At 58.6% G+C, this 15582-nt stretch carries 7 protein-coding genes; 2 read left to right on the forward strand and 5 right to left on the reverse strand.

Annotated features, from left to right (window positions below; genetic code table 11):
• Positions 1-278: 278 nt before the first annotated feature.
• Together AU182_RS14430 and AU182_RS14435 are read right to left on the reverse strand one after the other, a co-directional pair.
• Positions 279-497: a putative signal transducing protein gene (locus tag AU182_RS14430; protein ID WP_066966688.1), complete on the reverse strand. Its 219-nt coding sequence runs from the start codon at positions 495-497 to the stop codon at positions 279-281.
• Positions 498-736: 239 nt separating this feature from the next.
• Positions 737-2536, reverse strand: coding sequence for a diguanylate cyclase domain-containing protein (locus AU182_RS14435; RefSeq protein ID WP_066966691.1), 1800 nt, complete (start codon positions 2534-2536; stop codon positions 737-739).
• A 461-nt stretch (positions 2537-2997) separates the two neighbouring features.
• On the opposite strand from AU182_RS14435, the gene gcvP reads away from it, so the two are divergent.
• Positions 2998-5889, forward strand: coding sequence for an aminomethyl-transferring glycine dehydrogenase (gcvP, locus tag AU182_RS14440; RefSeq protein ID WP_066966693.1), 2892 nt, complete (start codon positions 2998-3000; stop codon positions 5887-5889).
• Between the two features lie 93 nt (positions 5890-5982).
• Here gcvP and AU182_RS14445 read toward each other — a convergent pair whose 3' ends face one another.
• Positions 5983-11712 (reverse strand): Ig-like domain-containing protein, encoded by a 5730-nt coding sequence (locus tag AU182_RS14445; RefSeq protein WP_153039238.1) that lies wholly within the window; start codon positions 11710-11712, stop codon positions 5983-5985.
• Between the two features lie 229 nt (positions 11713-11941).
• The gene (locus AU182_RS14450; RefSeq protein WP_066966699.1) at positions 11942-12502 is read right to left on the reverse strand and encodes an ECF-type sigma factor; all 561 of its coding nucleotides are present in this window, start codon (positions 12500-12502) and stop codon (positions 11942-11944) included.
• A 123-nt stretch (positions 12503-12625) separates the two neighbouring features.
• Here AU182_RS14450 and AU182_RS14455 point away from each other — a divergent pair, with 123 nt between their 5' ends.
• A complete protein-coding gene (locus AU182_RS14455; protein ID WP_066966702.1) occupies positions 12626-15052 on the forward strand; it encodes a serine/threonine-protein kinase in 2427 nt (808 codons plus the stop codon).
• Positions 15053-15174: 122 nt separating this feature from the next.
• Here the strand turns inward: AU182_RS14455 and AU182_RS14460 are convergent, their stop codons facing one another.
• Positions 15175-15579, reverse strand: a complete 405-nt coding sequence (locus tag AU182_RS14460; protein ID WP_066966705.1) for a hypothetical protein — start codon at positions 15577-15579, stop codon at positions 15175-15177.
• Between the last annotated feature and the right edge of the window lie 3 nt (positions 15580-15582).

A 15582-nucleotide genomic window follows, 5' to 3' on the forward strand; every position in this document is an offset into this window, starting at 1 on the left:
TGAATATTATTCTGGTTACATCTTACCCTGCAAAATTGATGAGTCGTTACGGCTCGAGATCATCCATAGGTGATCTGAACTTATCATGCTGCCAATCTGGAGAATCCAGCTAAGATACCAATCTTGAAGAAATTACACGCGCACCCTGCAACATTCACGTATCATTTGGCGCCAATTTTTTTAAGTTTTAGTGGCGACAGTGTGCGCGAAAAAGCAAATCGGGAGGGGAATCGGGAAAATGTAGAAGAACGAGATATCTGGCTAAGTGATCGGTCTGGCTAGGCGCTCTCTCCCGCAAGAGCCTGCTGCACAATCTGCTGGGCTTTGGCGAGTTCGCAATCGCGAATCAGCCACAGCTCGGAGTTCCAGTCCATCCCGCCCTGAGCCAGCTCTACACGGGTTTTCTGGGTGAGAACGGAGTAACCCGCCGACTCCAGTAAATTGCGTAAATAACTGCCGAGAAGTTGATCGTTGGTGGTGTATATTTTGCGCGCCATTGGGGGACTGGTTAACCTTTTTCTACCGGGCTTGTGGCCCGGCCTGCACGACGCTGCGGATATTCCAGCGCCTTTTTTCCTGCCGCCCGTTTTTTTCGCCCTGGGTACATGGGTGCGAAATTCGCGAGCGGGATCAATTTAAAGATAGACCAGAGACGCACAAGCCGCCGCAAAACGCGAAAAAACTTTCTCTGACCTGGCGCGTGTGACAGCATCAGGCAGCACGCCACTGGTGGCGACTACCGTGACTTGGAAGTAACCAGCTCCAGTTGCGCAGGTTTTTCCCTGCCGGGAATGGCGTGGCTGGGGGAGGAAGTAACCGGATCCGACAAGCCCGGCAAGTCGGCGGTGAAGAGTTGATACTTGTTTTTGCCGTGACGCTTGGCGTGGTACATCGCCATGTCGGCCTTCTGCAGAATGTCTTCCAGCGTTCCCGCGGTGTCATCGATAGCGACCACCCCGACACTCATGGTGACCTCAACCAGGCTGTCGCCAATTTTTACCGGCTGCGCCACGGTATTCAGCAGTTTATCGGCCAGCGTCTGATAAGCATCCGGGCCCTTGATGTCCCGCACAAAAACACAAAACTCATCGCCGCCGAGGCGCGCGACAATATCGCCGCAGCGCATCACGCTCAGCAAGCGCCGCGCAATCACGCTCAGCAATTCATCGCCGCCCTGATGTCCCAGGGTGTCATTGACCTGCTTGAAGTCATCCAGGTCGATAAAAAACAGATAGCCCCGTTCAGGCACCGGTAGAGGCTGATGCCGGGCCAGTTCCAGATAAAATTCCAACTGTTCCAGCAGGCTATAGCGATTGTCGAGGCCGGTAAGGCTGTCGTGCATGGCGATCTGCTCAAGCTGCGCAGTCTTGCGCCCGACCATTTCGCTCATGTCTTCCAGCTGGTCGCACACCGTCAGACCGGTGTTGTCGAGCACATCCAGTTCATCGTATTTATCCAGTGACTTTTTTACCGGGCGGATCAACCGGCGCGCGTCAGCGAAGCGCCCGTTGGTGAGCAAGGGCAAGGCCTCCGCCAGCCGCCGCAGCCGTTCGATTGGGCGCCACAGGGTACCCGCCACCGCGGCACTGAAAATCAATGCGCCGAGCACGGAGAACAGCAGCAGTAATTTCACCGAGTCGTTAATGTGTTGCACTTGCCCCGAGACGTCTTCCACAAACACAAACTGCGGTCCCACCTCGTCCGCATCCATGCTCATGGTGCGGATATCAAACTGGCGGCTGTCCTGTTCATACACACGGGTTCGCCCCAGCGACTCGACCCCGGCGGCCTCCTGCGAGACCCGGGTGAGCAACGGTAGCAGCCGCTCCCGGGATGTCAGCGACAGCACCTCCCGTTGCCAGCCAGCAAGATACCCGCTGTCCGGCTGCGCCGGTGGCGCTTCGCGCACGGCGGAAAGAATACCGATATCCGAGCCGGTCATTTCGCGGAAGCGGCGCAGCTGCTTCGCCAGTGGCCGGTCCACCTGCAACACATAATCGCCACCGCGTGCGCGCATGGGCACCGCGAGGCTCTGCACACAGGTCGGCTCGCAATGCACCAGTTCCAGAGGCTGACCGCGCAACAGCACCAGGCTGACCTGCCCCGGGCGCAGGGAGCCATGCGGCGATCCCCAGCTCAGCGCAGGCTTGCCGCCTGCGTCATACACCTTCAGGGAGTGCAGCTCCCAGCTGTGCTGCAGCAGCTCCCATTGCCGATTCATGGCTTTGCGCAGTTCGTCTCGGGATGAAATTCGCCCGCGAGGGCTCAGCGCGATCAGTTCCGCAAGGCGGGCCATTTCTTGTCGCGACTGTTGCAGCAGACCAGAAACCTGAAACTGAAAGTTGAGATGGCGGTGCTCGCGGTTTTTCGCCAGCAGGGACTGCAGGCTGCCGCTGCCCAGCAGAATAAAGAACAGGCACATTGCCACCACAAGTAGCAATGAGAACAGGCAGGCCTTGAAGCGCAGCGTATTGAGTCTGGCCGTTTGTAACACGATGAAGCCCCGAATTCCCTGGGATTGACTATGGTCACTCATGAGTCGCCGGAGAGTGAGCGGCAATGGCCGCCGGGCTACAGCACCCCACAGGCCTGATCACTCCCTCTTGTTATGCCACCAGTATGGCGCACACCTGTATTTTCGCCGTTGAACGCCCTGCCCCGCAGAATAAAATAACGCCAAGTGCACTAAAACAGGATATATGTCACAAATATGTACGGAATGCAGCACAGATTTGACCGTATTGCACATCAATTGCCCGCAATCACCACCATTGCTAAGATGCGCGCCGGCCGGGGCCTGCAGGCATGCCGTCTGCGCGTACCGATACTGTCGCGCCGCCATTGCCGGATGCCGCTTGTGACCGCATCCGCTCACTGCACCGCCGACCCGATTTAAATTGGCCCCATCGCCGGCTCACTTTGCTATTTTTTACCGGTACGCTGTTTCCACAGCAGCCTGCCGGCAGCACATTCAGTGTTTACAGGAATCCAACCATCATGACCCAGCCTTCCCTCAAGCAGTTGGAACAGCACGACGCCTTCATCCGCCGCCATATTGGCCCGGACGCCGCGCAGACCCAGGCCATGCTCGACACCCTCGGTGTCGCCACCCTGGACGAACTGATTGAAAAAACCGTTCCCGCCGCCATCCGCAAGTCCGACGATCTGGACCTGGCGGACGCCGTGGACGAGCAGGAAGCGCTGGCGGAACTGAAAGCCCTGGCGAGCCGCAACAAGATCTTCCGTACCTTTATTGGTATGGGCTACCACGACACCATCACCCCCAACGTGATCCTGCGCAACGTGCTGGAAAATCCGGGCTGGTACACCGCCTACACCCCCTACCAGCCGGAAATCGCACAGGGCCGTCTTGAGGGCCTGCTGAACTTCCAGCAGATGATCATGGACCTCACCGGCATGGACCTGGCCAACGCCTCCATGCTGGACGAAGGCACCGCAGCGGCGGAAGCCATGGCCATGTGCAAGCGCCAGGTAAAGCGCAACAAGTCCAACACCTTCTTTGTGGACCAGGACTGCCATCCGCAGACCATTGCCGTGGTGCAGACCCGCGCCGAACATTTCGGCTTTGAGGTAGTGGTGGGCAACCCGGAAACCGACCTGCCGGAAGAGCTGTTCGGCGCCCTGTTCCAGTACCCGGGCTCCACCGGCGTGGTACGCGACCTCACCGACCTGATCGCCAAGGTGCATGCAGCCAACGCGCTGGTGACCGTGGCCGCCGACCTGATGAGCCTGGTTGCGCTGAAAGCGCCGGGCGAGATGGGTGCCGACGTGGTCGTGGGCTGTAACCAGCGCTTCGGTATCCCCATGGGCTACGGTGGCCCGCACGCCGGTTTCTTCGCTTTCCGCGAAGCCTACAAGCGCTCCGCGCCCGGCCGCATTATCGGTGTCTCGGTCGACAGCAAGGGCAAGCGCGCCCTGCGTATGGCCATGCAGACCCGCGAGCAGCACATCCGCCGCGAGAAGGCCAACTCCAACATCTGTACCTCCCAGGTACTGCTGGCGGTGATGAGCGCCTTCTACGCCATCTACCACGGCCCGGACGGTCTGAAGACCATCGCCGCGCGCATCCAGCGCCTGACCGACATTCTGGCCGCCGGCCTGCAGCAGTCCGGCTTCAACCTCACCCACGAAACCTGGTTCGATACCCTGACCGTTGCGGTGGGCGACAAGCAGTCTGCAATCTTTGACCGCGCCATCGATGCTGAGATCAACCTGCGCAAGGTGGGCAGCGACGCCCTCGGTATCAGCCTGAGCGAAACCACCAAGCTGGCCGACGTCTCCGAGCTGCTGGCGGTATTCGTGGGCAGCGAACACAACCTGGACCTGGGCAAGCTCGACAGTGAACTGGCGGCCAAGGGCCCCGCTGGCGTACCCGCAGGCCTGCAGCGCTCCAGCGACTTCCTGACCCACCCGGTATTCAACACGCACCACTCCGAAACCGAGATGCTGCGCTACCTGAAGACCCTGGAGTCCAAGGACATCGCCCTCAACCACAGCATGATCCCGCTGGGCTCCTGCACCATGAAGCTCAACGCCACCGCGGAAATGATCCCGGTGACCTGGCCGGAGTTCGGCAAGCTGCACCCGTTCGCCCCCGCCGACCAGGCCGAAGGCTATCGCGAGATGTTCACCCAGCTGGAACAGATGCTGGCCGCCTGTACCGGTTACGACGCCGTGAGCCTGCAGCCCAACGCCGGCTCCCAGGGTGAATACGCGGGTCTCGTGGCGATCAAGAAATACCTGGAAGCCAAAGGTGAAGGCCAGCGCGATATCTGCCTGATCCCGGCGTCCGCCCACGGCACCAACCCCGCCTCCGCGATGATGGTGAGCATGAAAGTGGTAGTAGTTGCCTGTGACAACAAGGGCAACGTGGACATCGCCGACCTGAAGGCGAAGGTGGAAGAGCACGGCGACCGCATCGCCGCGCTGATGGTCACCTACCCGTCCACCCACGGCGTATTCGAGGAAGGTATTCGCGAGATCTGCGAGCTGATCCACAACGCCGGTGGCCAGGTGTACATCGACGGCGCCAACATGAATGCCCTGATCGGCGTGGCCGCGCCGGGCAAGTTCGGTGGTGACGTATCCCACCTGAACCTGCACAAGACCTTCTGTATCCCCCACGGTGGCGGCGGCCCCGGCATGGGTCCGATCGCCGTGGGCGAACACCTGAAGCCGTACCTGGCCGGCCACCCGGTGACCGAAGTACCCGGCAACGACCCGGCCAACGGCACCATTTCTGCGGCACCCTGGGGCTCTGCGAGCATCCTGCCGATCAGCTGGATGTACATCCGCATGATGGGCAAGAGCGGCATGAAGCTGGCCACCGAAACGGCGATCCTGAACGCCAACTACGTGGCCAAGAAGCTGAGTGAGCACTACCCGCTGCTGTACAAAGGCAGCAACGGTTTCATCGCCCACGAGTGCCTGATCGACCTGCGCCCGCTGAAGGAAGTGAGCGGCATCACCGAGGAAGACATCGCCAAGCGCCTGATGGACTTCGGTTTCCACGCGCCCACCATGTCCTTCCCGGTCGCCGGCACCCTGATGATCGAGCCCACCGAATCAGAAGCCCAGGAAGAGCTGGATCGCTTCGTCGAAGCCATGGCGACCATTCGCCAGGAAGCGGAAGATGTGGCCAGCGGCAAGTACACCGCAGAGGACAACCCCCTGCACAACGCGCCGCATACCCAGGACGACGTGATGACCGACGAGTGGACGCACCCCTACAGCCGCGAAGTCGCTGGTCGCCCGGCCGCCTGGCTGAAGCACCACAAGGTGTGGCCCGCGTCCAACCGCATCGACAACGTGTACGGGGATCGGAACCTGATCTGTTCCTGCCCGCCGGTTGAGAGCTATATGGATTGATTGGCAAGACCATAATCAGGTTGTCCCAATAAGTTGTCTTAAACAAAAAAGGCCCGCACTGCGGGCCTTTTTCATTCCTGTTGCTGAATCCGGTTACTGGCCGATATGAATTTCGTAGCGCACCGAAGTAATACACGAGTCCTCGGAGAGGTCCGCAGTTCCCTGAATCGACGGTAATGCGGCGACATCGGTATAGGTGTAGGTCTCGCTGAACGCGGAAACACAGGTGAAGTTTACCGGTGCAGTACCGGCGCCACTTGGGAAGTTGGCTTGCATTACAACTCCACTCAGAGAGAAGCTCTGTCCCTCGCGTACAATAAATTCCTTTGACGCCGAATTCCCCAACTGCGGCAACATATAGCCTACCTGGTCTGCCTGGATGAAACCGGTGATGTAACGCAGGTTACCGTTGGCATCCGTGCTCCCGTTGGGATCTTCGATCCATCCATAGTCTCCGTACTCACCGGATAACGGGCTTATTACGGGCGGATTGTACGCTTGCGGGTAGCCGGTGTAGCGACAGTTAGTACATGCCAATGGCGACTGGCTATATTCTTCATCGGTGTTCACCACCTCACCCGGCGCCAGGGCGCCCGGTTCCTGGATTCGCAACAGCCAGTCCCATTCTGCTTCCGCCTCCGAGCTATCAAACAGACTCATCTCGTAGAAACGCACCGTGACTCGGCGATCCGGTTCAAGCGGGTCGGTGCCATTGTCACTCTCAGCGCCATCGCCGATACCGTCATTATCGCTATCCGCGTCCACAGGATTGGTCATCATCGGCGGGTTGCCGCCGTAGATGGCCGTAGTCAGCTCGACCAGATCCGACAGTCCATCCGCATCCGTATCGGCACTCAAGGGATTGGTTTTCACCGGCACTACCACCGCCAGTCCCGCCTGACGAGTAACCAGGTCGAACCCGGCCAGCTCCTCACCGTCGGTCAGGCCATCGCTATCGCTGTCGCGTTGCGTCGGCAAGGTGTTGAGTTGCTGCGACCCGGAGCCGTCCAGTTCGAAATTGCTAAAGCGATCGGCAAAGGCCGCGTATTGGGCAAACTGCGCCTCGCTGAATTCGTCGTAATCGCTGAGACCGTCACTATCGGTATCGCCGCTGGAAGGGTTTGTGCCGACCTGAAACTCTACAAAGTCCGGCAATCCATCCCCGTCGGTATCGGAACGCGCCGGGTTGGAGCGCACGATCAGTGACGTACCGTTTACCGAAATCGTCAGGCCACGGCTTTCATCAATATCGAAGACGCCGTCACTGTCGCTGTCTTTCAGGTCGCCCACATCACCCGCCACGACCGGGTTGGTGCCGAGTGCCAGCTCTGCGCCATCGAACAACAGGTCACCGTCGCTGTCTGCGGAAAGCGGGTTGCTGCGGATGCGCACAGGCTGGCGCGTGACCAGCAACGAGAGATCCTCTCGCAGGCCTCGAAACTCGGTATCAATATCCCGGCGATAAAGGTTCTGGTAATCCGCATCGAATTTTCCGTTGGGGCCGGGCAGATAAATCACATCCCCAGCTTCGATGGTAACCGAGAATTCTCGCAGCAGGATGTCGTCTTTCTGAGCGGAAAAAGTCACCGGGTCCTGACCGGCAACAATGCGGCTGAAATCTTCCGAGGCCACGTACGCATAGCCCACCTCGTACCCCATCAGCTCCTTGCCATCGCCCACACCGTCGCCATCGGTATCGGTATTTTCCGGATCGAGGCGCGCGGCACGGCTCAGGTAATCCGAAGGATCTGCCGTACTCGGATCCAGAACATCGGGCACGCAGTAAGGTGCCACTTTTTGGATGTACAAATCCGAGGTGGCATCGCTGTAATTCAGCATCTGGCTCAGTAAATCATCGCCAAGCAGTGACTCTGTGGGTGATTCCGAGCTCGCGAAAACATCCGCATATACCAGCTGCTGGTTCTGATAGTTCTGTGGGTAACCGGCAATGGTGTATTCACTGAAGGCAAATTCTCCCAGGCGCAGCGGGCCAAAATACTCCCCTTCGACCTGCCGATTTTCGCCAGCCGTGTAGAACTGCCGAGCACAGCTGAATCGAATATCCCGCTCCTGCCAGTCCGTCAGACCGTCGCCATCGGAGTCGCGTAAAATCGGCGAGGAATACACTCGCCGGCGCGGCTGCCCATTGACTTCCACCTCCCAGCCGACGCTCAGCTCCACCGCATCTTCCATACCGTCCCGGTCAGTATCCCGGGAATCCGCCAGTGGAATACGTACACTTTGATTGGCCTCTTCCCCGCAAAAGGCGGGCAACACATCAAAGCCACAGGCCGTTGTCTCGCCGGCGATTGGCTGCCGGTAGGTGTCACCAAAGGCGACATTGTCTTCCTGATTCACCGGGCTATCGGTGGAACCGGCAATAAACTCATCGCGGGCGAACAGTCCGTCTTTATCGAGGTCCTGCACAAAGGCCAGCTTGAAACTTTGACCCGGTTTCATCACCACGCTGTCGATATCCGCGCTGGTGCTGAGGTCTGCATTGGTCAGTGCCACCCAACGGTAGGAACCGGGCTGACTCTGGTAGCCGCCCACACGGGTGATGATCTGCGGGCCATCACACTGCGCATTGGCAAACCCCTCGTTACCCGGCTCGGCATCCGCGAGCACTTCTACCGGACAACCGTTCTCCTCGGTACAGGTACACTGGCTGGCGATGCTGCAAATACGATCCCCCTGGAAAATGACCGGGGAATCGGTACCGCAGGTGGCGCTGGTATCAAAACCACGGGTAATCGCAGGGTGATTGAATGAATCCGGGTCGCTTACAGAATCCAGCTTCCCATTGGGGCCGGCCTCGATAATGACCTCACCAATACCCAGGCCGCGGGTACCCACGGCAACGCGCTGCACGTCATCACCCAGGGCAGCGGTCTGTGCGACGCCCTCGATACCCGCCACAATGGCGTCTTCCGTAGTGGGGTTGCGCTCCCAGCCCAGCTGGTTTTCCAGCAGGTAGGTGAGTGGCAGGCCGGTCGGGCGTCCTTTGGCGTCATACCCGCCCAGGGCCTCACCGGTACCGAAGTCCTGCAGCGCCGTCGCCGCCAGCTGATAGCGCTCAATGCCCTCGAAGCCATAGTCAATCACCAGACCCGCCGTCACATCCTGCACTTCCTGATTGATGTAGCTGAACTGACGGCCAAACTCATCGCTGATCTGATAGTTGCCGATACGGAAAACAATCCCGGAAGGGTTGCGCAGCAGCTCCTCGGCCACCGACGGCGGCAGCTTGTTATCGCTAAACACCAGAGGTCCGATCACCGGATTGAAGGGGCCCAGGGAGAAAGACGAAGTGCCGGATTTGGGCAGTAACGTCGCCAGCGGCTCCAGTTCACGACTGCCGCGGCGTACACGTAACAGGGTTACCTCGATATCGCTTACGGTAAACGCGATATCCCCCCGGTTGTGCAATGCGATTTCCACATTAATATTTGCGCTGGTGACTTCCCGCGAGACTTCCGAACTCTGGCTCAGCAATACCCCTTTACTGTAAGAGTCCTCGAGTACCTGTTGCGTCTCCCGCGATGAAGTAATGTTTTCGCCGGTAGTGGTAATCTCATTTAGGTTCCAGTCGGTATAAGCCAGGGCTTCGCCCTGCACAAAGAACTGACCATCTGTATACTGATCCGATTTTCCGAGCCTGATGCCGATCTGCCCGCCCCAGTTGCGCATTACCTCATCCACAGTTTCGTCAATCGTCAGCACCTCTCGACCACTGGACGTAAGTACCTGCGCGGTAGAGCTGGACTCAACCACGCTCTCCTGGCCAGTGGCGTCCGTGTAGGTGTATGCCTCATTCAGGGTAATCGAGTAATTGCCCGGCACTAGCGTGATCCTGGGAAGATCTGCGACGCGTGGGTTGCGGTAGCGCTGCAGGACTTCGACATCATCTGTCAGCTGGTCGCCGTCGGTATCCGCGTGCAGCGGGGAAGTCTGCAGGCTGTCGTACTCCAGGCCGTCTTCCAGGCCATCGCCGTCGCTATCGGCACTGAACGGGCTGGTGTAAAGCACGTTGAGTTCGAGGTTGTCTCCGAGGCCATCGCTATCGGTATCGCCATCCCGTGGATTGCCGCCGTAGCGCAGCTCATCGCGGTCATCGATGCCGTCGCCGTCGGTATCCGCACTGTGCGGGTCGCTGGTCACCTGGCGGGTTTCCAGGGTGCCATTGGCGTATTCGATCACCACGGTGTAGCCGCGCAGCTCCTTCTCATCGGTAATGCCGTCGCCGTCGGTGTCGACAAAATCGGAACTGGCAACCGTACATTGGCCACCGGGCGTGGAGTCCACTTCACTATCGTACGTAGGGTCCCAGCAATCGGGGTCAACCACACAGGCGACCCCTACCAGATCACTGTAGGATTCGCTGTTACAGGCGTAGTAAACCGCAGGCGGCGTGCCGGCAAATTCGGCGGCATTGAACAATACCGTTTGTCCACCAGAGCTACTGACGATCTCGATCTGCCGGCCATAGGTATCACGGGCATTGGTGACTGTGACCGTGTAAGTCACCTCATTTTGTGGGGAGGTTGTGAGTTCAACGGAAAACTCGTCGGGCATCACTGCTGCTTTAACCTGCACGGTGCCGACTTCCGAATTGACGTTGGTCTGCACAATGGAATAGTGAGCGGGCGTTTCCACGGTCTCCGGATCCATTGCGCGGTTAAAGGTCAAAAGAATCCGGTCATTGCCGGTCGAAACCGCGCTCACCACCCGGGGAAAAGCGTCTTCAATAAGGCCAGGGGCAACCACCGGTGCCGCAGGAACCGGTTTGAAGTCCACGCTACCGTCGCGGATAAAGGTGGAAACTGTCTCTCCATCACAATTACAGGTTGCCTCCGCTTCGGCCATAAGTACCTGCTCTACATCGCCAATGGGGGTCTCTGTTCCGGCGACCATCAACAACGAAGGATCCAGCGCCATGACCGCAGCGAAGTCGCTCACGGAGCTAAGCGCCGGCACCGCCCCATCAACCCCTTTTCCGTCGAAGGCGCCATCGGTCAAGTCTTCTGCCAGTGCGGTTAGCAGCTGATCGGTAGACACCGTTGAATCCGGCTTGGTGGAACGAATGTTTTTTTGCAGCTCCAGCACGACTGCCGCGATGGTTTCCGAGACAGTGCGCACCTCCGCCACCCGGTACTGGTCTTCGAGCGTAACGGCATCGACGGTGAGGACCGGGGGAGACAGGTAGAGGTCGGTTTTTTCCGCAATACCCACAGCCAGGGTTGAGCGCACCATTTGGGCGGCCAGCTCCAGGTTTTCGGCAAATACGTCAGCACTGGGGTTTTCACCGCTTAATGCAATTGCCAGATCGACCGCAACCGTGGACAGCGGTGTCGCATAAATGGCACCGCCCTTTTCAAGTTCCGACAGAGACGCCTCAGTAACCGCAGTCCGCAGCCTTGTAAGAACTGGAGTGCCACCCGAGGTAAGATCCAGGGTCTGAGCGTCCGCCGTGACTTCAATAATCAACGGTGTGATCAGGATTTCAGGGTCATCGGCAATCTCCAGAACCACAGTGATGGACTCTGCCGAGGAGAGCCCCTCAGCGATCGGCGTGAGGCTGCGCAGGCCCACCCGTGTTCCGTCAAACCCATACGCTTTCACCTGCGCATTGAGCAACGGACCTTTGACCCCGCCCGCCGACAATGTTACTGGCGGCACGGGTGCCGGAGCCGGCGCCGGTTCCGGGGTCGGCGCCGCAGAAGACCCAGAGCCACCCCCGCACCCCGAAAGCAACACCAGTAAACAGAACACAAGTGCCCCAAGCACGGAGAATCCGCGCTGACCAGTCCGTAGTATTTTCATTCTTTCATCCCGATATTTTTGCCGGCCAGAAACTGCGCCAACCACATTGCCCTGCCCGGCGCAGTGGTAGCGTTTAGAAAGTGGGCGCCAAAAACACCCCCCCTCTCAAGTCCTAAAGCGCCATCGGGGAGATGAAACCGACATCTTTTTTTAAAATTTTCGAAAAATGTGGGAAGGGAATGAATTGCGAATAGAAACAGGGGGTGGAAAATTACTTAAGCCAGAAAAGTCAGGAATGTGCAAGCTCCAGTTCACGACCAATCCAGGCGCGGGCAAATCGTGCATCCCGCTCAACGGTACGGCTGGAAATACCAATCACACTGGCAATTTCCTTGGCGGTGAGACCCGCAAAATACTGTAGTTCCAGGATTTCTGCCTTGCGCGTATCGCGCTGCGCCAACCGTGAAAGTGCATCATCCAGCTCAAGCAGGAGCGCATCCTCCATGGCCGGTTCCGTGACGGTAGTGTCCAGCGAGACATGCACAACGCCGCCGCCACGCTTTTCACGCTGTGCGCAACGGGCGTGATCCACCAGCACACGACGCATCATACGACCGGCCAGCGCATAAAAATGACAACGGTCGGAGAAATCAACATCCGCCAGTTGTAACCGTATGAACGCTTCGTTCACCAACGCGGTTGGCTGCAGAGTATGATCATTGCGCTCATGGCGCATGGACTGGCGGGCCAAACGGTGCAGTTCGCGGTAAACCAGTTCCCCCAGCTTATCCGCACCGGAGCCTTTGCCGTTCTGCCATTCTTTGAGTAGTCGGGTGAATTCTTTTTGCACTTTTGTTTTCCACGCATCAGCGCCTCAGGCTCCCGCCCGGTGAGGCCCGCTGTTTATACCACACATGGTACTATCCGATGGATTGCACAACGCAATGTCGGTGGACAGCAACACGGTGGCGGCATGGAATTCAACACATGGGGTAAGATCGAAAGGCTTTTCAATGAGGCATTAGAGCACCCGCCCAATGCGCGAGACCAATTTCTGGAGCGCGCCTGCGCTGGCGATGAGGCCCTGCGGCAGTCGGTGGAATCCTTGCTGCAACAGTGTACGGGCGGCGAGCAGGCCGCGCATATTGTCGAGAATGCAGCGCGACACTTCCTCGATGGTCCCGTTCTGCAAGCCGGTGTCACCCTCGGTGCCTACCGGATAATACGCCCCATCGGCCACGGTGGGATGGGTGATGTGTACCTGGCCGAGCGCGCAGACCAGACCTTCGATAAGCGCGTGGCCATCAAACTTATCCGGAACCAGCTGCTCAACTCCGACGACGTCAATGCCAGGTTTCACAGCGAGCGACAGATTCTCGCGGCCCTGGAGCACCCGGGTATCGCGCGTCTCCTCGATGGTGGCAGTACTCCCGAAGGCATTCCGTACCTGGTCATGGAGTACATCGAAGGGGAGTCCATCACCAGTTACTGCCACCGCCACAATGCGAGCCTGGAGCAGCGGCTCGTATTGTTTCGCAAAGTATGTGAAGCGGTGGACTATGCCCACCAGCACCTGGTGGTCCATCGGGACATCAAACCCTCCAATATCCTCGTCAGCACCGACGGCCAACCGCGCTTGGTGGACTTCGGTATCGCCAAGATACTGGAGAATTCCAGTATCCCGCTGCAACAACCGGAAACGGATATCGCCGAGCGCTTGCTCACACCCCACTATTCCAGCCCGGAACAACTGCGGGGTGAAGCGGTGAGCACCGCCAGTGATGTGTATGCACTCGGCGTCGTCCTGTTCGAACTGCTGACCAATTGCCGCCCGTTCGAACAGAGCACCACCGCCGCGCACACCGTGGTACAGGCCATACTTCAGCAGGACCCGGTTTCACCCAGCCGCGCACTCGCGCAGCTACCCACTCACTGTAACGATGACAATCGGGCAAACGGGAAGCTTGCGGACATCCAAAATCGTCCGGGGTGGCGCCGCCAATTGCGCGGAGATCTGGACAACATCACGCTGATGGCGCTGCGACGGGAGCCCGGTCGCCGCTATGCCTCCGCTTCCCGTTTCGCTGAAGATATCCGCAATTATCTGGAAAAGCGCCCGGTCAACGCCAGACCATCGTCCTGGGGTTACGTGATATCCCGGTTTATTGCACGCAACCGTGCAGCCAGTGCGTCCCTGACGCTTCTCGTGGCTGCGATCTTCAGCTTCGGCGCGCTCCTGTGGCTGCAGGCAGAAGAACTCCGTGCACAGCGAGACCTTGCGCGTCAGCAGCTGGTGCGTGCAGGAACCATTTCAGATTTTCTTTCGCAGATGTTTTCCGGGCTAAATCCCGATAAGGCCCAAGGGCGCGAGGTCACCGTGCGGGAAATGCTCGACCAGGCCGCCCAACAATTGAAAAGCCGGGAGACAACCGGTGCGGATCAGCGAACCGTTACCGCCACCCTGCATCGTGTCATTGGTACTTCATACGCCCAGTTGGGTCTGCCGTCAGAAGCCGATGAGCACATGCAATTTGCCTTGCGCGCCTATCGCGATGGCGTAATCACTTCACCGCGTGAACAATTGCGGACTCTTCTCGCCGTCAGCGATGTACTGCATCTGCAGTTCAACTCAGAAGAGCGACTGAAAATAGCGCGGGAAGCAATGGAGATTGCGCGTCGGCTGAACCCGCCCGACCCCGTGCTCAAGCTAGACGCACTGAGCCTCTACGCCAGCGCACTGCACATGGCGGGGCAGTTACCGGCTGCGCATGAACAGTTCAACAAACTCTATATAGAGACTCAGGTTTTTTATGGAGCCAAGCACCCCAAGACGCTCCTAGCCTTAAGTAACCTGGGCGTTATCAATCATTGGCTAGGGAATTTTGACATCTCCGAGGCGCGGTATCGGGAATGCTACAGAATTGCCAACAGCGCGCTCGGCGAAAAGCACACCATCTCACTAAAGTGCCTGTCCAACCTCGGCTCGGTGCTTGAGGTCAGCGGACAATTTGACGCCGCTGTACCCGTACTCGAGCGTCACATTCGTCTGGCTCGCGAAGTCGTGGGACCCGATCATCCCGAAACCCTGAGAACCATGCATAACCTCGCCGATGTGTACCGTGGCCTAGTGCGCTACGACGAATCGGAAAACCTGTTTCTCGAGACTCTGCAGAAACGGAAGGCCGCCCTCGGACCTGTGCACATCGAAACCCTGCAGACACAGTACAAGCTCGGACGTCTGTACGCTGAACAGCAACGCTACCAAGAGGCACTCGCGCTACTGGAATCCAGTCATACTAAACTGGTGAATCAGCTCGGCCCCGATCACCCGACCACACTGATTGCGAAAGGTATTCTCGATAGCGCCTTGCACGCTGCGGGCGCCCAGCCCGCCGGTTGAGTATTATATGGATTGATGCGTTTGATGTGGAAAACGGATGTGTAACAAGCAGATCATTTTAAAACACAAAAAAGCCGGAGCACTGCCCCGGCTTTTTTGTTACTGGCGACACTGAAAAATTTTCAGCGCTGCGCCGCATCCCGGCATTCGCCGCGCACTTCGCCGCCGAGCTGAGACACCACGCGGTCAATCACAAAATACCCATCGCGACAGAAGCCGGTTTCCTGAAGCTTGAGTTCCAGGGCATGCTCGAAATCGCGCTCCTGACTCCGGCTTCCCCGGGACGCCCTTGCCATCTCCTGCTGCCGCACCATGCCACTGCGCATATTCGGCGTTTCGGTGTAAGGCCCACGAATCATCGGCGCCGCCATTTCCAGGGAATAGGTAAAACGCTTGGAGCCGTTGGCGAAAATTTCAGTATGGAAAGACTCCTTCAGCCCGGGGTTCGGGGCACTGGGCGCACTGGCACACCCTGCGAGAAAAACCACGGGCGCAATCAAGGAATAGAAGTACAGACGGCTGAGCATCAC

Source organism: Microbulbifer sp. Q7, assembly GCF_001639145.1.
Classification (GTDB): Bacteria; Pseudomonadota; Gammaproteobacteria; order Pseudomonadales; family Cellvibrionaceae; genus Microbulbifer.